The organism is Patescibacteria group bacterium, from assembly GCA_004297215.1.
Taxonomy (GTDB): Bacteria; Patescibacteriota; Patescibacteriia; order UBA9934; family GWF2-40-263; genus 2-01-FULL-63-20.
On record SCUM01000001.1, the window covers coordinates 409,913 to 430,726 of the forward strand.

24 protein-coding genes are annotated in these 20,814 nt (G+C 64.4%); 15 read left to right on the forward strand and 9 right to left on the reverse strand.

The features are described 5' to 3' along the window. Positions 1–203: 203 nt before the first annotated feature. Positions 204–1,130, forward strand: a complete 927-nt coding sequence (prmC, locus tag EPO34_02125) for a peptide chain release factor N(5)-glutamine methyltransferase (GenBank protein ID TAK03934.1) — start codon at positions 204–206, stop codon at positions 1,128–1,130. Positions 1,131–1,169: 39 nt separating this feature from the next. Here prmC and EPO34_02130 read toward each other — a convergent pair whose 3' ends face one another. The 5 genes from EPO34_02130 to EPO34_02150 all read right to left on the reverse strand — a co-directional run bounded on the left by EPO34_02130 (position 1,170) and on the right by EPO34_02150 (position 5,775). Further along, positions 1,170–2,267 (reverse strand): DUF3048 domain-containing protein, encoded by a 1,098-nt coding sequence (locus tag EPO34_02130; GenBank protein ID TAK03935.1) that lies wholly within the window; start codon positions 2,265–2,267, stop codon positions 1,170–1,172. Between the two features lie 53 nt (positions 2,268–2,320). Further along, positions 2,321–3,040: a 50S ribosomal protein L25 gene (locus tag EPO34_02135; GenBank protein TAK03936.1), complete on the reverse strand. Its 720-nt coding sequence runs from the start codon at positions 3,038–3,040 to the stop codon at positions 2,321–2,323. Positions 3,041–3,189: 149 nt separating this feature from the next. Beyond that, entirely contained in the window at positions 3,190–3,573 is a 384-nt protein-coding gene (locus EPO34_02140; GenBank protein ID TAK03937.1) for a hypothetical protein, read from the reverse strand. Between the two features lie 57 nt (positions 3,574–3,630). Beyond that, complete coding sequence (gene rodA, locus EPO34_02145) at positions 3,631–4,767, reverse strand: rod shape-determining protein RodA (protein ID TAK03938.1); 1,137 nt, start codon at positions 4,765–4,767, stop codon at positions 3,631–3,633. A gap of 126 nt (positions 4,768–4,893) precedes the next feature. Then, positions 4,894–5,775, reverse strand: coding sequence for a hypothetical protein (locus tag EPO34_02150; protein TAK03939.1), 882 nt, complete (start codon positions 5,773–5,775; stop codon positions 4,894–4,896). A gap of 105 nt (positions 5,776–5,880) precedes the next feature. Here EPO34_02150 and gyrB point away from each other — a divergent pair, with 105 nt between their 5' ends. The 3 genes from gyrB to EPO34_02165 are packed head-to-tail and all read left to right on the forward strand — an operon-like array spanning position 5,881 to position 8,434. Continuing rightward, positions 5,881–7,947: a DNA topoisomerase (ATP-hydrolyzing) subunit B gene (gene gyrB / locus EPO34_02155; GenBank protein ID TAK03940.1), complete on the forward strand. Its 2,067-nt coding sequence runs from the start codon at positions 5,881–5,883 to the stop codon at positions 7,945–7,947. A gap of 41 nt (positions 7,948–7,988) precedes the next feature. After that, complete coding sequence (locus tag EPO34_02160; protein ID TAK04310.1) at positions 7,989–8,219, forward strand: type II toxin-antitoxin system HicB family antitoxin; 231 nt, start codon at positions 7,989–7,991, stop codon at positions 8,217–8,219. Then, positions 8,216–8,434: an addiction module toxin, HicA family gene (locus EPO34_02165; protein TAK03941.1), complete on the forward strand. Its 219-nt coding sequence runs from the start codon at positions 8,216–8,218 to the stop codon at positions 8,432–8,434. Before EPO34_02160 ends, EPO34_02165 begins: the two co-directional genes overlap by 4 nt. A 61-nt stretch (positions 8,435–8,495) precedes the next feature. Here EPO34_02165 and EPO34_02170 read toward each other — a convergent pair whose 3' ends face one another. Continuing rightward, positions 8,496–8,732 carry a hypothetical protein gene (locus EPO34_02170; protein TAK03942.1) on the reverse strand — a complete coding sequence of 79 codons (237 nt, stop codon included), beginning with the start codon at positions 8,730–8,732 and terminating at the stop codon, positions 8,496–8,498. A 259-nt stretch (positions 8,733–8,991) separates the two neighbouring features. Here EPO34_02170 and secE point away from each other — a divergent pair, with 259 nt between their 5' ends. The 6 genes from secE (at position 8,992) to EPO34_02200 (ending at position 12,655) form a co-directional block, all read left to right on the forward strand. Continuing rightward, a complete protein-coding gene (secE, locus tag EPO34_02175) occupies positions 8,992–9,216 on the forward strand; it encodes a preprotein translocase subunit SecE (protein ID TAK03943.1) in 225 nt (74 codons plus the stop codon). A gap of 9 nt (positions 9,217–9,225) precedes the next feature. Beyond that, entirely contained in the window at positions 9,226–9,771 is a 546-nt protein-coding gene (nusG, locus tag EPO34_02180) for a transcription termination/antitermination protein NusG (protein ID TAK03944.1), read from the forward strand. A 57-nt stretch (positions 9,772–9,828) separates the two neighbouring features. Then, positions 9,829–10,251, forward strand: coding sequence for a 50S ribosomal protein L11 (rplK, locus tag EPO34_02185; protein TAK03945.1), 423 nt, complete (start codon positions 9,829–9,831; stop codon positions 10,249–10,251). A 29-nt stretch (positions 10,252–10,280) separates the two neighbouring features. Beyond that, the gene (locus EPO34_02190) at positions 10,281–10,628 is read left to right on the forward strand and encodes a hypothetical protein (protein TAK03946.1); all 348 of its coding nucleotides are present in this window, start codon (positions 10,281–10,283) and stop codon (positions 10,626–10,628) included. 62 nt (positions 10,629–10,690) lie between these two features. Continuing rightward, complete coding sequence (locus EPO34_02195; GenBank protein TAK03947.1) at positions 10,691–11,377, forward strand: 50S ribosomal protein L1; 687 nt, start codon at positions 10,691–10,693, stop codon at positions 11,375–11,377. Between the two features lie 174 nt (positions 11,378–11,551). After that, entirely contained in the window at positions 11,552–12,655 is a 1,104-nt protein-coding gene (locus EPO34_02200) for a 2'-deoxycytidine 5'-triphosphate deaminase (GenBank protein ID TAK03948.1), read from the forward strand. Positions 12,656–12,741: 86 nt separating this feature from the next. Here the strand turns inward: EPO34_02200 and EPO34_02205 are convergent, their stop codons facing one another. From EPO34_02205 to EPO34_02215, 3 genes are all read right to left on the reverse strand, one after another. Continuing rightward, positions 12,742–13,878: a hypothetical protein gene (locus EPO34_02205; protein ID TAK03949.1), complete on the reverse strand. Its 1,137-nt coding sequence runs from the start codon at positions 13,876–13,878 to the stop codon at positions 12,742–12,744. Positions 13,879–14,061: 183 nt separating this feature from the next. Next, positions 14,062–14,517, reverse strand: a complete 456-nt coding sequence (locus EPO34_02210) for a hypothetical protein (protein TAK03950.1) — start codon at positions 14,515–14,517, stop codon at positions 14,062–14,064. 16 nt (positions 14,518–14,533) lie between these two features. Next, positions 14,534–16,378 carry a hypothetical protein gene (locus EPO34_02215; GenBank protein TAK03951.1) on the reverse strand — a complete coding sequence of 615 codons (1,845 nt, stop codon included), beginning with the start codon at positions 16,376–16,378 and terminating at the stop codon, positions 14,534–14,536. Between the two features lie 161 nt (positions 16,379–16,539). Here EPO34_02215 and EPO34_02220 point away from each other — a divergent pair, with 161 nt between their 5' ends. From EPO34_02220 to gatB, 5 genes are all read left to right on the forward strand, one after another. Beyond that, a complete protein-coding gene (locus tag EPO34_02220) occupies positions 16,540–17,106 on the forward strand; it encodes a hypothetical protein (GenBank protein TAK03952.1) in 567 nt (188 codons plus the stop codon). A 117-nt stretch (positions 17,107–17,223) separates the two neighbouring features. Beyond that, entirely contained in the window at positions 17,224–17,658 is a 435-nt protein-coding gene (locus EPO34_02225) for a dUTP diphosphatase (GenBank protein TAK03953.1), read from the forward strand. Between the two features lie 24 nt (positions 17,659–17,682). Then, positions 17,683–18,354, forward strand: a complete 672-nt coding sequence (locus tag EPO34_02230; GenBank protein ID TAK03954.1) for a hypothetical protein — start codon at positions 17,683–17,685, stop codon at positions 18,352–18,354. A 2-nt stretch (positions 18,355–18,356) separates the two neighbouring features. Continuing rightward, positions 18,357–19,235: a hypothetical protein gene (locus EPO34_02235; protein TAK03955.1), complete on the forward strand. Its 879-nt coding sequence runs from the start codon at positions 18,357–18,359 to the stop codon at positions 19,233–19,235. A gap of 15 nt (positions 19,236–19,250) precedes the next feature. Further along, the gene (gene gatB, locus EPO34_02240; protein TAK03956.1) at positions 19,251–20,783 is read left to right on the forward strand and encodes an Asp-tRNA(Asn)/Glu-tRNA(Gln) amidotransferase subunit GatB; all 1,533 of its coding nucleotides are present in this window, start codon (positions 19,251–19,253) and stop codon (positions 20,781–20,783) included. The last annotated feature ends 31 nt before the right edge of the window (positions 20,784–20,814 follow it).

Consider the following 20,814-nt stretch of genomic DNA (forward strand, 5'->3'; position numbering starts at 1 on the left):
TGGCGCGTGACATTCGACACGGTGGGTCCCGTTGGGATGTAGGAAGTAGGAAGAGCGCGTGCGCTCGGACGAAACTACGTCTCGCGGGCCACCCGTGAAGGATTGCGAGTTGGTCAACTCCAGCGAGCACCTGAGGCCCTAGCGAAAGCGAAGGCCTCTTGAATTTTCATTTCCGAACGTTCGCGCTAGGGTACCATGCGCCTATGACGGTATTCGAGGCCCTGCAATGGGCCAGCGGCAAACTCAAGCCCCATGCGGAATCGGCCATGCTCGACGCTGAGGTGCTGCTTGGGCATGCCTTAGGGCTTCCAAAGGCATGGGTGTTCTCGCATTTCGAGTACGAGCTGAAGCCGTACGAGGCCGACAGGTTCGCATCGTCCGTCGCGCGGCGCATGAAGCGCGAGCCGGTGGCGCACATCATCGGCCAAAAGGAATTCTACGGCCGCAAGTTCCGCGTCACTCCCGCGACCCTTATCCCTCGACCAGAAACGGAGCTGCTCGTCGAGCACGCGCTCAGGGCGAGCTACCCCTCTCCTTTAGAAGGAGAGGGCATGGGTGAGGTCTCGCGAGACAAGGACATGGGTGACGTGCTCTTCGCCGACATCGGGACCGGCAGCGGCGCCATTGCCATTTCCCTTGCCGCCGAATCCGGATTTCCGGCCGTCGCAACGGACGTGAGTCGCGAAGCCCTGGCTGTCGCGAAGAGCAATGCCGAAGCGCTCGGCGTTTCCGACAAGGTGGATTTCCGGCTCGGAAATCTCCTGGAACCGGTCACGGCCATCTTCAAGAAACTCGGAGACGCGTCGCCGGTAACGCACCTTGTCATCTGTGCCAACCTGCCGTACCTCACCGCGGAACAGGTCGCCTGCACGGACGCCGACGTAAAAGACTTCGAGCCGCATTCCGCCCTCGTCGCGGGCGAAGACGGCCTGTCCTGTTACTGGCAATTGTTCCGTCAGCTAAAGCAGAACCGCGGCCTGTTCCCCGCCCGCGTCACGGCCCTCATCGAGATCGACCCGTCGCAGCGCGACAAGGCCGTCGCCCTCATCACGCACGACTTCCCCGCCGCCAAGCCTGAAGTCCTGAAAGACCTTGCCGGCCTCGATCGGGTCATCTTCGCCGACCTATGAAAATACCAGGACCCGGTCCTGGTATTTCCGCGCGAACGCTTAAAAACTTGGTGCCTCTGCCGGCTCGTGGATGGATACCATTTCGGCGTCCGGGACCACTTCGATCCACGTAAGGCCGGCATTCATCTCCATCTCGGCGCCATTTTCGTCGAAGAAGCGGATGCGCTCCGTGGCGCTGGGCTTTTTCCAGGTGCCTTTCACCGCCTTGCCGTCCTGGAGCACCATCGCGCTCCCCTCCCCGACCGTCTTCACCTCGCGACGACCGACCGCGTCGACGACCTTCATCTGGGTGATCACGATGGCGACGTTCGCCGCGGCGACCGGAGAACCGTCCTGCATCTGATACGGGAGCCCGCCCTGGCGGCGCGCATACGTGCCCGTCTTCGGATCATACGTCCAGTCCGCCTTGTAACTCGTGGCGCCGAAGTCGACGGTGGCGCCCGCGCCCTCTGGCTCAGGCTCGATGTCCTTGAACGCCCAGGTGCCATACAGGAGCGTAGGCGCCTTGCCGAGGTCCTCCGCCTTCTTCGCCGCGGCGGCAAGCCGTTCGGACGAGGTGTACGCGTTGTGCGGGGCGAACCGGTCCGCAGAGCGCCAGTACGCGGCGCCGTTTCCGAACTCGTTGAGGTCGAAAACGCCCGTGCGGCCGATGAGCTCGAGCGCGGCGTCGGAACCGCCCACATGCGCGTACAGCGCGTCGAGCTCCTGCGCCCAGTCCACGAAATAGGGGCGGGCGGAGCGCACCGGACCGATCTTTCCCACGTCCGTCCCGGCGGCGAAGAACGCCTCGAGCCGCGGGATGCCGGCCTCCACCGGCGCTTCGATCACCAGGAACGCCTTGTTGACCCCGCTTTGGGGCCAGGCATCCACGCTGTGGTCCACCATGACGGCATACGCCAAGGGATAATCCTCCATCGGCTCCAGGCGACGCTCGCCCGTGAGCGGATGGCGGAAGGCGAGCACCTCCTCCCGCGCCTCGTCCGGGGCATCCGGACGGTCAGGCCAGATCACGCCGCGGAACGCGTACAGCCCCAGGACAAGCGCAAATGCAAGCGCGATGGCCATCGCGCTTGCATATCCCTCCTTGGTCTTGAGCTTCTGGAACCAGCGTTCCAATTCCTGTCGGTAGTTCGTCATGTGGGGATCCTTCGTGCCTGATGGTCCTCAGGATAAATTCGACTAAGTCGAATTTACTTCTTGGCCTTAGGTTCTTCCTTCTTCGCTTCCGGTTTCCCTTCCGCCCCTTCGGCCGCTTCGGCCCCTTCCTCCTCTTCCTTGCCCTTCTTCTCCACCTCGACCTTGGTGACGTCCGCTTCCGCGACCGTGTCGAGCGCGGCGATCTCTTCCTCGGAACGCGGCGCTTCCACGGAGGCGACGGCGCCCTGCGCGTCATCGAGGATGGTGACGCCCGCGGGGACCGCGATGTCGGAAACGCGGATGATGTCGTCGAAGGTGACGAGCGTGCTGATGTCAATCACGATCTCGCCCGGCAGGTCCTTCGGCAACGCGCGCACGGTGACCTCTTCCACCGAGTGGGTGAAGGTGCCGCCGAGGTTCTTGACGGCGTTGGACTCGCCCGTGAACACGAGCTTCACATGGGTCTCGATGGGCTTGGTCATGTCCAGCGCGCGGAAGTCGGCGTGGATCACCTCGTCGCGCAGCGGGTCGGTCTGGATGTCGTGGATGAGCACGTTCACCATCCCCTTGCCGTCGATCGTAAGCTCGACCACGCCGGATTCCCCGGCCGCCTTGTACAGGCGCACGAACGCCGGGCGGTCGACCTGGATGGCCGTGGGGGCGTCGATGCCGGCGCCGTATACGATGGCCGGGACCACCTCCTCGTTGCGCAGCAGGTAGTTCTTGCGCCCCTTGGTGGTGCGGACGTTCGCGTTCAGCTGGTAGGTCTGCATAGGGTGGTTCCTGGACGGGAAAAGCCCCGTCGAATGGGCCAAGTATGCAAAAACGGCTGTGATTTGTCAATGCCGAAGCGCGTAATGCGTAGGTGGCAGGTGGTAGGACAAAAAATCCTACGCACTACGTACTACCCCCTACGTACTCATCAGGAGCGGTTCGATCGGGTTTTCGAGGAGAATCGGACCCGCTTTTTCCCTAAGGTGACGGACCTGGCCAATGCGGCGAGACCGGGGCCGTCCACGAAGGCATGCAGCTCGATCACGTCATCCACGGTGATGGCGCCTGGGCGCTGGAACCGCAGGGCGTCGTCGGCGGACAGGTCCGTGAGGAGCGCGACCGAGGTCGCGGCTTCCCCCCGGCGCATCACCAGGGAAAGGGTGGCGCAGCCGCATCGCTCACAGGCGGCGTGGATCAGGCTCGTGTCATCCCGGGAGCCGAGCACGCGGCTTACGAGGTCCGTGCGGCGTTCGTCGCATGCGGCGCACGAGACGAGCTTCAGCGGCTCATTCCAGGCGTTGTTGGAAGGCATAGGGGTAAGCGTGGGGGTCACCTCCATACGATAACACGGGCAAGGAAGAAAGGAAGGTTAGGCCCCGTCGCGGCGGGAATGTACCGCGACGCTCTGCGCCACCCCGAGCATGAGCAGGGTGAACAAGAGCGAGCTCCCGCCGTAGCTTACGAGCGGCAGGGTGACGCCGGTCACGGGCATGAGGCCCAGGTTCGCCCCGACGTTCACGGTGAGCTGCACGAGGATCATGGCGCCGAACCCGATGAGCAAGTGGCTGGTGAAGTCGTCCCGGCTCGCGGCGGCGAGCTGGAGCAGGCGGACGAACAGGACGGCGAACGCGGACAGGACGATGACGACCCCGAAGAACCCGAGCTCCTCGGCGATGACCGCGAAGATGAAGTCGGTCTGGGACTCCGGGAGGAACTTGAGCTGGCTCTGCGACCCGAACCCCAATCCGCTGCCGAACAGGCCGCCGCTGCCGACCGCGATGATGGCCTGCGCGACGTTGTATCCTTCCCCGAGCGGGTCCAAGGACGGGTCGATGAACGAGAGGATGCGCGCTTTCTGATACGGGGCGAGCAACCCCTGCCAGGCCACGACCCCTACGAGCGCCGCGATCGCGAGGATGGGGACGAGGTGGCGCGCTCGCATGCCGGCGAACAGGCAGACGGCACCCCAAAGCCCCATGAGCAGGAGCGCCGAGCCGAGGTCGGGCTGGAGCATCACGAGGACGGCCGGCACGGCGGCGATCAGCCCGCTTTCCACCAGCTCGCGCACCGCGAACCGGGGGCGCGCACGGGAAGAGAAATACGCGGCGAGCGCCACCGCGAGCGCGAACTTCATGTACTCGACCGGCTGGAAGCGGAACGTCCCGAGGTCGAACCATCCGGTCGTGCCGCGCACGTCCTCGCCAAAGAGCAGCACGGCCCCGAGCATGAGGACGCCCGCGGCGTACGCGACGACGCTCCAGTTGCGCAACAGCCGGTAATTGCCGCGCGCGGCGAACAGGAACGCCGCGAGACCGACGCCCGCGGCCAGCAGCTGTTTCTTCACGTTCAGGAAATCCGACTCGGGACGGGACAGGGCCACGGAATAGATGGCGGCGAGGCCGAAGGCGAGCAACGCGAACACCGCGAAGGCGAGCGGCCAGTCCATGCGTCGCAGGCGGGCGAGGTCGAGGAGCATGGGGGGAGGGTAGACGAAAACTTGAAACATGAAAACTTGAAGGACCAAAGACCCATGAAAAGGTCGATGGATAAAAGGATGAAATTTCAAACTTCATCCTTCAACCTTTCCGTCACCCATTGGTCCTTCAAGTTTTGGTTCTTCAAGTTTTTTATCCTATTGCCCCGCCGGGATGTACACCTTGGGGTCGAAAATGTTGATTTCAGGGACCACCTGCGTCTCGCTCACGCTCGGGATGGGTCCGAACCAGTTGAGCAGCACCTCCTGGCTTTCCCCGGCGCGCAAGGAGGAGAGCGCGGTGCGGGTGACGCCGACCACGGAGCTGCCGCGCTTGAGCCGTACGAGGAACGACGGGTCGTAATAGCCGAACGCGCTGTCGTTCTTCACCGTGAACGAGACGCGTCCGATGGTTTTCGCGTCCACCTGCAGGTCGGCGCTGAACGCCGCGCCGGTGATGGCGAAATCCAGGCGGTCCCGCGCCCACGGCTCGTAGGCCCCGGTGAGGTGCTTGTCCACGCGGCGCCACGTGAGCCGGTCGAGCACGAGCTGCGGATCTTGCGGCGGGGCGTCGGCGCGCACGGCAAGCGCCACGAGCGCTTTCTCCTCCCCCGGCAGGATGAACTGGCGCTCGTGCGTGGTCTCCCCCGATCCGAGGCGGTAAAAGGCGTCGAATTCGGCGTACCAGTCGCCGTTGGGGTTGGTGGCGGTGGCATAGAGGTCGTACGTCCCTTCCCCGCCGGTGAGCACGGTCGTCCCCGAGAGGACGATCGGCTTGCCGGCGGTCTCGCGCGTGAACGCGGAAAGGTCGTCCTGGCCTAGGACGGCCATGGTCGCGATCGCGTCGCGCTCCGTCCCGTAGCTGATCAGGAACGTGTCAACGCTGGTCCAAAGGAAAAAGCCGATGAGGACCGCATCGACCAGGCCGAACAGCACGAGCGCCGCCTTCTGAAGCCGCGCCCGGTTCTCGATCCACCAAATCCCAAGCTTGTACGACCGTCGGCCCTCCGCTTCCTGTTCCAACAGAATCGGCTCCTCCATACTGGGAAAAGTATACCATACCCCCCTGCCCTGATCGCAGCATCGGGGCTTGGACACGTCCGGCCCCCGTGGTACCTTATGGCCATCGCTGACACGGTATTTCCTATGGCAAAACAGGACGAAAAAAAGCCTCAAAAGAAAGCTTCCAGCGGGTATGATGCTGGGAATATCCAGGTCCTCGAAGGGCTTGAGCCGGTCCGCAAGCGCCCGGGCATGTACATCGGCTCCACCGGGCCGACCGGACTGCACCACCTCATCTGGGAGGTGATGGACAACTCCATCGACGAAGCCATGGCCGGACATGGCAAGGTCATCACCCTGCGGCTCCTGCCGGAAGGGTTGATTTCGGTGGAAGACGAAGGCCGCGGCATCCCGGTGGATCCGCATCCGCAGTTCAAGGTGTCCGCGCTCGAGCTCGTGCTCACAAAGCTGCACGCCGGCGGCAAGTTCGGCGGCGGCGGGTACAAGGTTTCCGGCGGCCTGCACGGCGTGGGCGTGTCGGTCGTGAACGCGCTCTCGACGTACCTCAAGGCCGAGGTGAAACGCGACGGCAAGCTTTGGATGCAGGAATACGCCAAGGGCGTCCCGCAAGGCAAGGTGAAGGCCGTTGGCACGGCGCGCGGCACGGGCACCACCATCACCTTCCGGCCGGACCCGACGATCTTCGAGACGGTCGAGTTCAGCCTGAAGACGATCATCGACCACCTCCGCCAGATGGCGTATCTCCTGAAAGCCCTCAAGCTGGTGATCGTCGACGAACGCGCTGATGCGGCGACGGCCGGGTATGCCTTCTATTTCGAAGGCGGAGTGGCGAGCTACGTGCGCCACATCAACCACGGGAAGGAAGCCAAGCACGCGAACGTCTTTTACGTGCAGAAGCTCGACCTGGCCACCGACGTCGACGTGGAGGTGGGCATGCAATACACCGACGAATACCACGAATCCGTCTTCTGTTTCTGCAACAACATCTACAACCCGGAGGGCGGCACGCATCTGGTCGGGTTCCGCACGGCGCTCACCCGCGAGCTGAACGCCTACGCGCGCGGCAAGGGCTACCTCAAGGAGAAGGACGCGAACCTCACGGGCGAAGACGTGCGCGAAGGGCTCACGGCCGTCGTGAGCGTGAAGATCAAGGACCCGCAATTCGAAGGCCAGACCAAGGCCAAGCTCGGAAACACCGAAGCGCGCACGGCCGTGGAATCCGTTTTCGGCGAGGCGGTGAAGGTCTTCCTGGAAGAGCATCCGCGCGACGCCGAAGGGATCGTCGGCAAGTGCCTGCTCGCGGCCCAGGCCCGCGCCGCCGCCCGCGCCGCGCGCGAGACCGTGCTGCGCAAGGGCGTGCTTGAAGGGCTGACCCTCCCGGGCAAGCTCGCGGACTGCTCGAGCAAGGATCCCAAGCGCTCCGAGCTGTTCATCGTGGAGGGCGACTCCGCCGGCGGCTCGGCCAAGCAGGGCCGCGACCGCGAGACGCAGGCCATCCTCCCGCTCAAGGGGAAGATCCTCAACGTCGAGCGCGCGCGCCTCGACAAGATGCTCGGGAACAACGAGGTGAAGAGCCTCGTGATCGCGATGGGCACCAACATCGGCGAGGCGTTCAACATCAATGACCTGCGCTACGACCGCATCGTCATCATGACGGACGCCGACGTGGACGGCGCGCACATCCGCACCCTGCTGCTCACCCTGTTCTACCGCTACTTCCCGGAGCTCGTGAAGACCGGCCACGTGTACATCGCGCAATCCCCGCTCTACCGCGTGGCCGTGGGAAAGGACTTCCGCTACGCGTTCACGGAAGAGGAAAAGATGAAGGCGGTGGAGGAGCTCACCGGCGCGGTGACGGCGAAGAAGGCGGAAAAGAGAGGGGTGAAAGTGGCCGAAGAGGCCGAAGTGGCGACAGAACCCGCCGGCGAATCCGAGGACACGCCCGAACAGGCCATGGTGGTGGGCGGCGTGAAGGTCAATATCCAGCGCTACAAGGGTCTCGGGGAAATGAACCCGGAGCAGTTGTGGGAGACCACCATGGATCCCGCCACCCGCGTGATGAAGCAGGTGAACATCGACGACGCCGAAAAGGCCGACGAGGTGTTCGACGTGCTCATGGGCGCGGACGTGGCCCCGCGCAAGCGCTTCATCCAGACGCACGCCAAGGCGGTGAAGAACCTCGACATCTAGTTCGGCCGATGATACAAATCGGATGTATGGAGAAGGATCGCATGTACGATTTTTCCGTGATGTTCCAGCCTGCCGAGGAGGGTGGATATGACGTGTTCGTGCCCGCGCTCCCCGGATGCGTCACCCAAGGGGATTCGCTCGAAGAGGCGAAACGCATGGCCGAGGACGCGATCCGCCTGTACTGCGAAAGCCTGATCGCCTCCGGCGAACCGATTCCCCAGCGCTCCGGCGAATTCGTCGGACACGTGCGCATCGCCGCCGAGCCCGCATGACGCCCAAGCTCCCGATCGTTTCCGACAAGCAGGCCATCAAGGCGTTGGAACGGGCGGGATTTTTCGTTGATCGGCAAAGCGGGAGCCATGTCATCCTCAAGCGATTCAAGGACAACAGGCGCGTCGTCGTTCCCTTCCATGCCGGCGACCTGCATGTCGGCATCGTGAAGGAAATCCTCCGTCAATCCGGACTCCCGCCGGAAGAGCTGTCCTGAAAAAACCCGCCTCTTGCGAAGCGGATTCGAGACGGCGGGCCGAGAGGCTCGTCGTTTGCGTTCATGGCGTCTTTGCCGTGACGCGGCCCGTGAGGCGCCTGCCGCGCGCGTTCTTCAGCGTTAAGGCGTGAAGGACGAACGTGCTTCCGCAGGTCGAACATTTCACGGCCGTCCCGTAGGTCGCATCGACCCTCATTAGGCCGAGCCCGCAGTCCGGGCACCACATCGCGCCGGAATCATCCAATTGCTGGACCATGACCTGGCCTTCCCAGACCGTAAGCTCGTCCCCGGGATTCAAGGAACGTTCCTGTCGCGCGTAAAAACGTTCCTTCCACCACCGTTTGAACTTTCCCACCCGACCCTTCGACATGGGAAGCAAAAACTCAAATACCCCTTGGGGAATCGATGTGCTCGTCGAACGGCTCTCTTCCTGCATGCCTCAACCTCCACTTTCATCCTAGCCAACTACGGCGTTTTCGCAAGTGTTGACACTTCCCCGCCTCTCCTTTATCATTGCCCCGTCGCCCCGCAAGGGGGTTTTTAGATAAAGGAAAAATATGGAGGCTACTGCCGCCAAAACGCGCAACCCGATCCTCTGGGGGATCCGGTACCTGCGCGAAGCCAAGGAAGAGCTGGGGAAGGTCGCCTGGCCCAGCAGGGCGGATACCATCCGGTACAGCGTCCTGGTCGTGATCGTCACGCTCGGGATGGCCGCGTTCTTCGTCGCCCTCGACGCGGCGTTCGCCCTCGGCCTGGAACAGCTCATTACCCTTTCGAAGTAAGGAGGTCGTATGCCTAAACAGACCGCCAAGCACGGCCGGCGCTGGTACGCCATCCACACGTACTCCGGCTACGAGGAGAACGTGTCGGAGAACCTGAACCAGCGCATCGAGACCATGGACATGGAGGAGAAGATCTTCTCGGTCCTGGTCCCCAAGGAGAAGAAGATCAAGATCAAGAACGGCAAGCGCAAGACGGTGGAGGAGAAGATCTTCCCCGGCTACGTGCTGGTGGAGATGATCGTGACCGACGACTCGTGGTACGTGGTGCGCAACACGCCCAACGTCACCGGGTTCATCGGCACCGGCACCACCCCCACCCCGATCGCCGACGAGGAGATCGCGGCGCTCCAGAAGCGGATGGGCGTGAACGAGCCGGAATTCACGGTGGACGTGGAGAAGGGTTCCCCGGTCACCATCACCGACGGCCCGTTCAAGAACTTCGAAGGGAAGGTGGCCGAGATCGACGCCGAGCGCGGCAAGATCAAGGTGCTGGTCAACATGTTCGGCCGCGAGACCCCCGTCGAACTGGATTTCCTCCAGGTCAAGAAGATCTAATAACTCATAGCCTGGTCACCCTGAGCTTGTCGAAGGGAATCCAGTCAAAAAAATGCTATGGCCAAGAAGATCACCACGCAGATCAAGCTTCAGATCCCGGGCGGCGGCGCCACCCCGGCCCCGCCGGTGGGCCCGGCGCTCGGCCAGCACGGCCTCAACATCGCGGCGTTCGTGAAGCAGTTCAACGACGCCTCCGCCGGCCGCCGCGGAGAAATCGTCCCGGTCGTCATCAGCGTGTACGAGGACCGCACCTTCGACTTCATCATGAAGATCGCCCCGGCCTCCCAACTGATCGCCAAGGCCGCGGGCATCGCGAAGGGCTCCGGCAAGCCCAACGTCGACAAGGTGGGCAAGATCACCAAGGCGCAGTTGCGCGAGGTGGCCGAGAAGAAGATGCCGGACCTCAACACCAAGGACATCGACGCCGCCATGAAGATCATGGCCGGCACCGCGCGCCAGATGGGCGTCGACGTGGTATAACCCGTTCATAACCCATTAAGCCCAGCCCTATGACAAAAGGAGGCTCTGTCATCCTGCGCATCTACTTCTCGCTCGTGTCCTTCGTCACCCTGATGATCCTCGTGTTCTCGGTGTCGGACCTCGTGAACCTCACCCTCAAGACCTACCTGTTCCCGGCCGCGGACCAGCCGTCGTACACGGTGTACTGCGACCCGTCGCAGACCGCCGAGATGTGCGACCGCCAGCAGCGGGACGCCAAGGAGCAGGCGCTCGTGCAAAAGCAGCAGGACGCGGTGCGCGACCTGTCCCTGCTCATCGTCTCGGCCCCGATGTTCTGGATGCACTTCCGCATCGTGTACCGCGACTGGATGGAGGAGAAGAACAAGAAGGAGGCGTAAGAAATTAATTCCGTGGGAGACCTGCCCTTCGTGAAGGGCGGATCGCCATCACCACAAACGATATGTCCGGCAAGAAGACCCAGGAAGCCAAGAAGCTCATCGACGCGAAGAAGAGCTACCCGGTGGATGAGGCGCTCGCGCTCGTCGGGAAGATGCCCAAGCGCGGGTTCGACGAATCCGTGGAACTGCACGTGCGCCTCGGCATCGACCCCACCAAGGGCGACCAGCAGGTGCGCGGCACCATCGCCTTCCCGCACGGGGTGGGCGGCAAGGGCAAGCGCGTGGCCGCGTTCGTGGAGGCCGCGAAGGAAGCCGAGGCCAAGGAGGCCGGCGCCGACCTGGTGGGCGGCGAGGAGCTCGTGAACGACATCGCCACCAAGCAGGTCATTGACTTCGACGTGGCCATCTCGACCCCGGCGATGATGCCCAAGCTCGCGAAGCTCGCCAAGTTCCTCGGTCCCAAGGGCCTCATGCCCAACCCGAAGACGGATACGGTGGGCCCCAACGTCGGGAAGATGGTGGCCGAGCAGAAGGCCGGCAAACAGACGTTCAAGAACGATGCCGCCGGCAACGTGCACCAGATCTTCGGCCGCGCGTCCTTCGACCAGGCCAAGCTCAAGGAAAACCTCACGGCGCTCCTCGACCTCTTGAAGAAGATGAAACCGGCCACCTCCAAGGGGATCTACATCAAGTCCGCGACGATCGCCACCACGATGGGCCCGGCGATCCACCTCGATCCCAACGCCTGATTCCCCCCCCTGTTGATAACCGGCCGAAGGCCCCGCCATGGCGGGGTTTTTTCGTTGTGTTAGGATGCGGCTTGGAGGACCCCCTCCTTTTTGTTTGTCTATGCGTGAGTGAGCGAGCGGAATGACCGAACATCGGGCATTCCCGAGCGAACGAACGCAATATGACGAAGTCATATGGCATCCCGATCGGCCGCCCTGGCTGCCCAACATATCCGTTCCCTGCTGCGCCACGGCGCCGTGCGCGAGGCCGACGAGAGCTCGCTCCAGCCCTCGAGCCTCGACCTTTCGGTGTCCGGCGAGCTGTACCGCATGCGCGGGAGCTTCCTGCCGCAGCCGGGCGAGAAGATCCGCGACATCCTGAAGCGCGGCATCCTGTTCCCCGCCCCGCTCAACCAGCCGCTGGAATTGAACGGCATCTATTGGATCCGATTGAACGAACTGCTCGATCTCCCGCCGGGCGTGTTCGCGACGACGAACAACAAGTCCTCCTCGGGACGCATCAACCTGCAGACCCGGCTGGTGGCCAACGGCGTCTCCGCGTTCGACTACGTGCCGCGCGGCTACCGCGGAGAGCTCTGGCTGGAAGTCGTCCCGAAGTCGTTCCCCGTGAAGCTCTCCTACGGGGAACGTCTCAACCAGATGCGCTTCTACACCGGCAACGCGCGGCTCCCCGACGACGAGCTGCGCCGGGAATACGCCCGCTACGGGTTCCTGCGCGACGCGAAGGGCGAACACGTCCCCTTGCGCAAGCTCGCGCACCAGCCCGGGATCACCATGACCATCGACCTCGCGAGCCACGACGTCGTCGGATACCGCTGCGGCCCCACCATGGGGCGCCTGCTCGATTTCACCCGACGCGACCACGACCCGTCGGATTTCTTCGAGCCGATCCCGCGCCCCGCCGACGGCCAGTTCGTGATGCGCCGCGGGGAGTTCTACGTGTTCGCCACCAAGGAAGGGATCCGCGTCCCGCTCGAGTTCGCCGCGGAGATGGTCCCCTACGACGTCACCATGGGGGAGTTCCGCAGCCACTACGCCGGGTTCTTCGATCCCGGCTTCGGCTACGGCGCGCACGGCGAGACGCTTGGCACCCCGGCCGTGCTCGAGGTGTTCACGCACGACCGCGACTTCGTGCTGCGCGACGGCCAGCCCGTGTGCCAGATGACCTTCGAACGCCTCTCCGGCGCGTCGGAAATCTCCTACGGCGACCCCAGCCTCGTGTCCAACTACTACAAGCAGACCGGCCCCAGGCTCTCGAAGCATTTCAAGATGAAATGAAAAATGACGCTTCCCGCAGAGGGGAGCGTCATCCTGAGGAGCATCAGTGACGAAGGAACCCGTATGGTCCCGTCGTGCGTGCGTGTTCAGTCGTCCGCGGTGAGCTTGTCGAAGTTCGCAAGCAGGTACTCGAGGTTCCCGATGCGCTCGCGCAACGCCTTCGCTTCCGCTTCCTTGTCCGCGAGCTCGTCCTTGGCCGCGACGAGCTTGCGCTCGACCGCGTCCCGCGTGAGGGCCGAGGACGGCTTCGCCGGTTCGGGCGTGTCTGCCGCCGGTTTCACGGGTGGTTCGGCCGTCGCCGGAACTGCGGCCGTCGCGATGCGCTTGAGGTCCTCGAGCCAGCGCTCGGGCGGCACGGACATGCCCTTGCGCAAGGGCGCCGCGCGCCTGGGCGAACGTCGCTCGCCGTCGGGACAGGCGACGAACAGGATCGCCCGCGCCTTCGCCTCCACGATCCTGGTCTCGGCCGCCTTGGTGTTCCCGGTCACGGACAGGATCCCGAGCTCCCTCTTGAGGATCGGGGCGAGCATCCCGAGGCGGGTGCCGACCCCCTTTTTGAGCCGCCCCTGCGCGACCTCGACGAGGACGCCGGCCTCCTCGGGCGTGACGTACGCCCGGTGCGTGACCGTGACGCCGACGTTCCCGCCTTGCACGACGGTGAGCGGCGCTCGCGCAGGCGCCGGAGGGGACACGTCAATCACCGGCTCCGAGACCTTTCCCTGGACGCCGAGGTCGATCCCGAAGTCCTCCAGGAGGTACGCGCGCAGCAGCTCCCCGTTCACGGTGCCGTCTGATCGCATCGCCCGCCCGTTCCCGCAGTGGCCGGTCGACAGCGGCCGCTCGCTGAACAGGTGGTGGATCCACACCCGGGCATCGTCATGATCGCACGCGCCGTGAAGGGACCCGGCCAGGTCGATGCTCCCTCCCGCCTCCGTGAGGCGCCGCAACAGCGCCTTGTTCGCCCGCAAGGCCGCCGCGAGCGGCCGCGGATCGCGGAAGTCGCGCAGCAGCAGGTCCGTCGGCGGATGCGTGTGCTTCTTGGCGAGCTTGAGCGCCGTCCCGAGATTCAGCAGGCCCACCTCCTTCGCGTGATCGGGCACGCAGACCTGGTTGGACTGGAGCCACCGCTTGAGCGGCCGCACCAGCGAGTGCGCCTTGAACTTCTCGAGCAAGGCGTCGAGGTCCTGCTGGGTAAGGCAATAGTGAAGGATCTTGATGAGCATGCCGCCGTACCACTCGTTATACGGCAGGCCTCCGTTGCTGGAATGCCGATCATGACGATGAGACGTGGCCATTCGCGTTCCCCTTTCCCTGCACGATGCAGGCCCACGATCGTATCGGATTCCGGCCGTCAAGTCAAGGGATGAAAAAGACCCCGCCTTTCGCGAAAGGCGGGGTCGCATCGTTCAGGCGTTGTGTTCCATGAGCCAGGTGCAGAGCTGCCATTTGAGGTCCTGGAGGGACTTGTACTCGATGACCTTCTCCACCGCCGGGTTCCCCCGGAGGTAACGCGAGACGTCCGCGCCAAGCTCATAACACAGGAGCACGCGCTTCCTAGCCTCCCGCGCCCTTTCCGCTTCCCCTCCCGCCCCGTGGGACGGATAGGTCGCTTCGACGATGAGCAAGTCCCGCGTCACGACCTCGCGCGTGTCCTCCCGGTACACCTCCTCCGGGGCCGCGTCTTGGTGCCGATCCGGCCGGGCGCGGTCGTGGGAAATGAAGGCGTCGATCCCGCATTCGCTGCAGATCTTCCCGATCCACTCGTAGGTGCGTTTCATCCGGGCCGCGTCGTGGGCCGGAAGCCCCCGGAGCGCTCCGGCGACATAGGCGGTCTTGATCTTCTTCGTGATCGTGTCTCCCATCGGCTCTCCCTCCTCGTCATTCGTCCGTGATCCCCTTTTCCAGCCGCTTGGCGGATTGCCTGGCCTCCGACGCGGCGCGGGCCCACGGGTAGTCGTTGTGGTCCACGTGGCCGAGCAGGCCGATCTCGTCGATCCACGGGGCGCGCCTGCCGATTTCCTTGTGCATCTTTTGGCACACGCGGCGATAATCGTAGTGGCCTTGCGGGATGGTGCGGATCTCCAGCAGGTGCTGGCTCTCGCGCAGGTTGTATCCCATCATGAACCGGATGTGATGGCCGAAGGTGACGCAATATTGCGCCGCCTCGGGCCCGACCGCCTCGTCGAGCTTGTCGTAGAGCGCCCCGACCTCGGCGATGAGCGCGCGCACGTCGTCGGCTAGGCCGATGTCCTCCACGTCCTTGGGGACGGTGAAGCCCAGGTGCGGGTTCAAGAGCTGGCGCTGCTGGGTGAGGATGCGATGGCGATGCAGGTCGCGGAAGATGCCGTAGTTTCCCGTGACCTCGAAGGTGGCCGGATACCCGTGCTCGAACGCGCGGCCGGCGCGGTCGCGGCGGGTCTTCCTGTCCCCCACGATCTCCTTGAGGAGCGCGACCAATTTCTCCCTGCGCACGGTCATGAATCGACGGACGATCTGGTGAAACGGCACTCGCACGTGCGGGTAGTAGCTCGCGGCGAGCAGATGCGCGATCGGATCCGACGCGTCGGAGACCATCTCCGGGGTCTCCACCCATTCGACCTCCTTCCAGGACCGCTCGAATTTCCGGAACTCCGGGAATTCCCGCTCGATCTGCTCGCGCGCCACGCGCTCGGGGTCGATCATGTGCCGCTCCCCCTCGGGAGAGGCCCGCTTCACGTACTTGGGGATGAACCGGTTGAGCGTGTCGTGCAAGCGCGTGGCGAGGTCGCCGTATTCCGGGTTGCCCGAGGAATACAGGCGCTTGAGCAGGTGCTCGAAGCTGCGGCCGTTCCCCACCATCGCGAGGTTGGTGAGGGTGGCGGCCGGCAGCACGATGCGCGCCGTGTCGCAGGCGCGGGTCTTGAGGTCGAACTTGTAGACGCGATGGAACTCCTTGATCTCCTTCTCGTCCGTCAGCTCGTCGAGCCGGTACTTCTTCTCGTCGCCCGGCCGGATGGCGTAGGTCGCCTCGGCAATGGGCTTGAGCGTCTTGTAGTGCTCGGTGAGCGCTTCGGCGAGCTTCGCGTACATCGTGAACAGCTTGTCCATGACGCGCACGTACTCGTCGGCGTGCGGGCTTTCCATGATCCGCTTCTCGCGCAGGTACAGCCAGTACCCCGTGACCGGGTCGCGCTCGGTGTAGAGCACGTAGCGGCTGGACTGCTCGATGAACCCGGCAAGCCGCCGGTCCTCGATCGCCTTGGTCGCGAGGTTGCTCACCGAATTGAACAGCACCGTGGCGCACTCGAGCTCCTGCACCGAGTCGTCGCCGTACTGGATGAGCACGCGCTCGATGATCCCCTCGAGCTTCTTCGCCTTCACCTCGCCCATGGCGGTCCCGAGCTCGGCGGCCTCCTCGGGCGTGGTCACCAGGAACTCGTTCACGAGCACGTCCACCACGCTCCCGGCGATGCGGCTCTGGCGGGCCAGCATGGCTCCCGTCAGCCCCGCGAGCTTCTTCGCGTCGAGCGCCGTGACGGTCGAGTCCGGCGACAGCAGGTAGGGCTTCGCCAGCTCGAACGCCTCGGCCGTGATGAACGAGCGGTACGGGGCGGACACGCCGTCCCCGAACGCAACGACCTCTTCGCGCACCTGCGCCCCGTCGACCCCGCGGCTCACGCGCGTAAAGACGGCGCGCCGATCCGACGCGCCTTTCTTCTCAAAACGGACTTCTTCGGTATCCATAGTGATTCCTCCTTCGTTGCAGGGGCATCGTAGTCGCCCCCCTCCCCCGCCACAATAGCCGCTTATGCACACCCTGTGGGCGGGCCTGCCCGCCGGCAGGCAGGTTGACGTGCGGAGCGTTTCGGCCTATCCTCGCTTGACCCCGCACAGAAGGAGCACGCATGAACGTGGACAGGTCGGAAGAGGCGCGCACGAGGCCGATCTTCTTCCTCACGAGCAATGACGAGAAGGTCAGGCAGGGGGCGATCCTCGAGATCCTTGGGCGGAACCCGGCGTTCGTCGCGTTCATCCCGGGCGTCTCGTCCTCGCCGCTCACGACCGCGTTCGAACGGCGCGTCGCGAAGCACCTCCCGCTTTCCGAGTTCCACAGGCGCGAGAGCTCGAAGCAGATTGCCGCGAGCGCCTACGCGGACGGGCACGCGATCGGGCTGGAGACCCTGGCGGTGAACGAGGCGGTCATGGGCACGGACGGGAGGGTCGGGCTCACCGGATGGCCGGGAGAGCTGGCGCTGCCCCTCGTCCGGGCCGGCTATGACGTCCGCGTCATCTACGTCGAACGGGACGACCTCGCCCCGCAGCGCGCGCTCCGTGAGCACTACTGGGTCACGTGTGAGGCGCAACGCGTGCAGGCGGTGGCCCTGGCCGTCGACGACGTCCTCGAGTGCATCTGCCGGGAACTGCATCCGGAGCTGGCATTCCCGCTCGAAATCGAGCTCGGCTGCCGCTGACCCGCCTCCTGAGCGCGACGCGCTCGGAAGGCCTGTCCCCCAAAGCTTCTCGAAGCGAAGGGGGATTTTCTTTTTGCCGCTTGCCGAGCGGCACTCCTCGGCTACAATGGGGCGGTTATGCACATCCCCGTGAAAATCCTGAAGGTCCATCCGGACGCGATCATCCCCGAATATAAGACCTCCGGAGCCTGTGCCTTCGACCTCTCCCCCGTAGAGGACGCCGCGTTCGCTCCGGGCGAGACGAAGCTCGTGGGAACCGGACTCGTGTTCTGCTTCCCGCCAGGTCACGTGCTCGTGGTCGCCCCGCGCTCGTCGCTCTTCCGAAAGAAGGGACTGGTGCAGCCGCACTCGATCGGCATCGTCGATCAGGACTACTGCGGGCCGGACGACGAGGTGAAAATGCTCCTCAAGAACGACTCGGACGTCCCGGTCACGATTGCCAGAGGCGAACGGGTCTGTCAGGGCTTGTTCTTCCCGGTCGTCCATGCCGCCTTCGAGGAAGTCTCGTCGATGGACGCCCCGACCCGCGGCGGATACGGCAGCACGGGCTGAAATTTGGTATACTGGAACCCTGGTATGGCGCGCTTCATCGTGATTGACGGGACGGACGGCGCTGGAAAGAAGACCCAGACCGAACTCCTCATCGCCCGCATGGAGCGGGAAGGCCTTCCGGTGCATGCCGTCTCGTTCCCGCGATACGGGAACCCGTCGGCGTATTTCGTGGAGAAGTTCCTTCGCGGGGGATACGGTGCGGCCGCAGACAACATGGGGAAACGCGCTTCCCTGTTCTATGCGATGGACCGTTTCGACGCCGCGCCTGAAATCCGGAACGCGTTGGGCGAGGGCAAGCATGTCGTGACGGACCGCTATGTCGCCAGCAACATGGGGCACCAGGGTTCCTTCATGACGGACCTGGCGCAGCGTGACGCGTATTTCGCCTGGAACGACGAGCTCGAGCACGGGATCCTCGGCATCCCCCGCCCGGACCTCAACGTCGTCCTGCACGTCCCGGCCGAGATCGCCATCGGGCTGAAGCGACAGGCAGGCGGAAAGGACGGGAAGTCCGGGCTCGACATCGTGGAGAGCGACATCGAGTACTTGCGTGCCGGCGAACGATGTTACCTTGACATCGCCGCCCGCTTCCCCCGTTTCCGCCTCGTGGAATGCATGGACGGCGACCGCCTCCGCAGCAGGGAGGAAATCCACGAGCTCGTCTGGAAAACCGTCTCGGAATTCTTCCTCACATGACTATGCCCCCCAAACCCCTCATCACGATCGGCGAACTCATCGACCAGAGCTGGGACCGCTACCGCGAGTCGTTCACGGATTTCGTGAGCGTGAGCGGCTGGCTGCTCGTCGTCTCCGTGTTCGACGTGGTGGCGCGCGCGCTCTACCCCGCCACCATCCGCCTGTTGTCCGGCGCGCCGCTCACGTGGAGCGAGAACCTCGGCATCCTTCTCTATTGGCTCACCGCCACGGTCATCGCGCCCGCGATCGGGGTGTGGACCATCCTTGCCCTCATGAAACTCGCGGACGCCCGTTTGTCGGGGGTTCGGCTTGACCCCAAAACGGCCCTCAAGGCGGCGAAAAAGGAATTCTGGGGGATGACCTGGGTGACCGTGCTGGTCGCACTCGTGCTGCTCGCGACGCTTGCCTGCGGAGCGATTCCCGGCCTCGCGCTCACGACGATCGTCCTCGCGTCCGGCAAAGGCGGCCTGATGGTGCTCGTCTCAAACGTCGTGCTCATCATCGGCCTCGTCGTAGCCAACCTCCTCGTGCTCAAGTGGTCGGTGCGCTACGGGTTCGCCCCGTTCGCGTTCGCCGCGGAAGGCACGCGGGGGACGGCGGCGCTTGCCGCAAGCCGCAAGCTCTCCGAAGGGCGCCTCATGCGCGTGCTCGTGCGCGGCCTCCTGCCTGCCGCCATGTTCGGCCTCGTCGGATACGTGGCCGTCCGCTTCCTGTCATTGGTGTCCTACACGATCGTTTCCGCCGGCGCCGGCCTCAACCTCGACGTGCAGGTGCGCCTCATGTCCATCTCCGGAAGCGTGTTTCCCATGATCGTCGCCGTCCTCATCAATCCCCTGATCGTCCTCGTCGGCATGAAGCTGTACCGCAGCCTGAAGGGGTGATACGGTTCGGTCGATATGGTCTTGCAACCGGTCATCGGCCTCGAGATTCACGTCCAACTGAAGACCGGGACGAAGATGTTCTGCGGCTGCCCGGCCCACGACACGGGCGCGGCGCCGAACATGAACGTGTGTCCCGTGTGCCTGGGGAACCCCGGGGTGCTTCCGGTCGTGAACGAAGAGGCGGTACGCATGGGAGTGAGGATGGGCCTCGCGCTCGGGTGCGTCATCGCGGAGCGCTCCAAGTTCGACCGCAAGCATTATTTCTATCCCGACCTCCCGAAGGGCTACCAGATTTCCCAATACGACCGGCCCATCGCCGAGCATGGCGAAATGTCGGTGGACGTCCCTGGAAAGGACGTCGTCCGTCCCGTGGCGAAGATCGGGATCACCCGGGCGCACCTGGAGGAAGACGCGGCCAAGAACGTGCATGGGGAAGCCGGAAAGACCTTCGTGGATTTCAACCGCGCCGGGATGCCGCTCATCGAGATCGTCACTGAGCCTGATTTCCGCTCCCCGGCCGAGGCCAAGGCGTTCCTCACCGAGCTGCGGCTCATGGCACGCACGCTTCGCGTCTCCGACGCGGACATGGAAAAGGGCCAGCTGCGCTGCGACGCCAACGTCTCGTTGCGCGAAGTGGACGCGGACGGCAACGTCGTCGGAGAGCGCTTCCACCCCAAGACCGAGGTGAAGAACCTCAACTCCTTCCGCCACGTGGAACGCGCCATCGCCTACGAGATCAAGCGCCAAGGCGACCTGTGGCACGCGGGAAGCCCGCCTGCCGCATCCACCACGCGCGGCTGGGACGACGTGAAGCAGAAGACTGTGGAGCAGCGCGTGAAGGAGGCCGAGGGCGACTACCGTTACTTCCCCGAGCCCGACCTCCCGCCGCTCGCGCTCGCGGAGGTCGCCGACGTGGAACGCGCCAAAATGCCCGAGCTTCCCGCGGCAAAGCGCCGCCGGTTCGTGTCGGAATACGCCGTGAAACCCGAGGACGCGCGCCAGCTCGTGGAGGATCCCGCGCTTGCCGTCTTCGCCGAACAGGTCTTCTCCGAGATGCACGCCTGGCTGCAGGCGCTCCCCGAGCTCGATGGGGCGGAAGAGGCGACCTGGGAAAAAGAACGCGCCCGCATCGGCAAGCTCGTCTCATCGTGGCTCACGACGAAACTCCTCGGCGCGCTCTCCGCGCGCGGCGGCGACGTGCGCACCATGAAAGTTGACGCGGAAAATTTCGCGGAACTGCTCACGCTGGTCGCGACTGGCAAGCTCAACCAGCACAACGCCGCGATCGTGCTCGAGGAAATGCTCGAGAGCGGCGCGGATCCGTCGCACGTCATGGAAGACAAGCGCCTGGGCGCCATGCAAGACGCCGGCGCCATCGCCGAGGCGGTGGACCGCGTGCTCGCCAACTTCCCTGCCGAAGTGGTCCGCTACAAAGGCGGAGAAAAACAGCTGCTCCAATTCCTGATCGGTATGGTGATGAAGGAAACCGAAGGGGCGGCCGACGCGAAGGAGGCGAGGAACATGTTGTTGGTGAAACTGGAGGGATGAGGGTTTGCAAGGGTGGGCGGTGTGGGCATGA

Excerpts from the sequence above, each read along its gene's own strand:
- prmC (TAK03934.1), top strand. The coding sequence starts at position 204 with ATGACGGTATTCGAGGCCCTGCAATGGGCCAGCGGCAAACTCAAGCCC.
- EPO34_02130 (TAK03935.1), bottom strand. The coding sequence starts at position 2,267 with ATGACGAACTACCGACAGGAATTGGAACGCTGGTTCCAGAAGCTCAAG.
- EPO34_02135 (TAK03936.1), bottom strand. The coding sequence starts at position 3,040 with ATGCAGACCTACCAGCTGAACGCGAACGTCCGCACCACCAAGGGGCGC.
- EPO34_02140 (TAK03937.1), bottom strand. The coding sequence starts at position 3,573 with ATGCCTTCCAACAACGCCTGGAATGAGCCGCTGAAGCTCGTCTCGTGC.
- rodA (TAK03938.1), bottom strand. The coding sequence starts at position 4,767 with ATGTTTCAAGTTTTCGTCTACCCTCCCCCCATGCTCCTCGACCTCGCC.
- EPO34_02150 (TAK03939.1), bottom strand. The coding sequence starts at position 5,775 with ATGGAGGAGCCGATTCTGTTGGAACAGGAAGCGGAGGGCCGACGGTCG.
- gyrB (TAK03940.1), top strand. The coding sequence starts at position 5,881 with ATGGCAAAACAGGACGAAAAAAAGCCTCAAAAGAAAGCTTCCAGCGGG.
- EPO34_02160 (TAK04310.1), top strand. The coding sequence starts at position 7,989 with ATGTACGATTTTTCCGTGATGTTCCAGCCTGCCGAGGAGGGTGGATAT.
- EPO34_02165 (TAK03941.1), top strand. The coding sequence starts at position 8,216 with ATGACGCCCAAGCTCCCGATCGTTTCCGACAAGCAGGCCATCAAGGCG.
- secE (TAK03943.1), top strand. The coding sequence starts at position 8,992 with ATGGAGGCTACTGCCGCCAAAACGCGCAACCCGATCCTCTGGGGGATC.
- nusG (TAK03944.1), top strand. The coding sequence starts at position 9,226 with ATGCCTAAACAGACCGCCAAGCACGGCCGGCGCTGGTACGCCATCCAC.
- rplK (TAK03945.1), top strand. The coding sequence starts at position 9,829 with ATGGCCAAGAAGATCACCACGCAGATCAAGCTTCAGATCCCGGGCGGC.
- EPO34_02190 (TAK03946.1), top strand. The coding sequence starts at position 10,281 with ATGACAAAAGGAGGCTCTGTCATCCTGCGCATCTACTTCTCGCTCGTG.
- EPO34_02195 (TAK03947.1), top strand. The coding sequence starts at position 10,691 with ATGTCCGGCAAGAAGACCCAGGAAGCCAAGAAGCTCATCGACGCGAAG.
- EPO34_02200 (TAK03948.1), top strand. The coding sequence starts at position 11,552 with ATGGCATCCCGATCGGCCGCCCTGGCTGCCCAACATATCCGTTCCCTG.
- EPO34_02205 (TAK03949.1), bottom strand. The coding sequence starts at position 13,878 with ATGCTCATCAAGATCCTTCACTATTGCCTTACCCAGCAGGACCTCGAC.
- EPO34_02210 (TAK03950.1), bottom strand. The coding sequence starts at position 14,517 with ATGGGAGACACGATCACGAAGAAGATCAAGACCGCCTATGTCGCCGGA.
- EPO34_02215 (TAK03951.1), bottom strand. The coding sequence starts at position 16,378 with ATGGATACCGAAGAAGTCCGTTTTGAGAAGAAAGGCGCGTCGGATCGG.
- EPO34_02220 (TAK03952.1), top strand. The coding sequence starts at position 16,540 with ATGAACGTGGACAGGTCGGAAGAGGCGCGCACGAGGCCGATCTTCTTC.
- EPO34_02225 (TAK03953.1), top strand. The coding sequence starts at position 17,224 with ATGCACATCCCCGTGAAAATCCTGAAGGTCCATCCGGACGCGATCATC.
- EPO34_02230 (TAK03954.1), top strand. The coding sequence starts at position 17,683 with ATGGCGCGCTTCATCGTGATTGACGGGACGGACGGCGCTGGAAAGAAG.
- EPO34_02235 (TAK03955.1), top strand. The coding sequence starts at position 18,357 with ATGCCCCCCAAACCCCTCATCACGATCGGCGAACTCATCGACCAGAGC.
- gatB (TAK03956.1), top strand. The coding sequence starts at position 19,251 with ATGGTCTTGCAACCGGTCATCGGCCTCGAGATTCACGTCCAACTGAAG.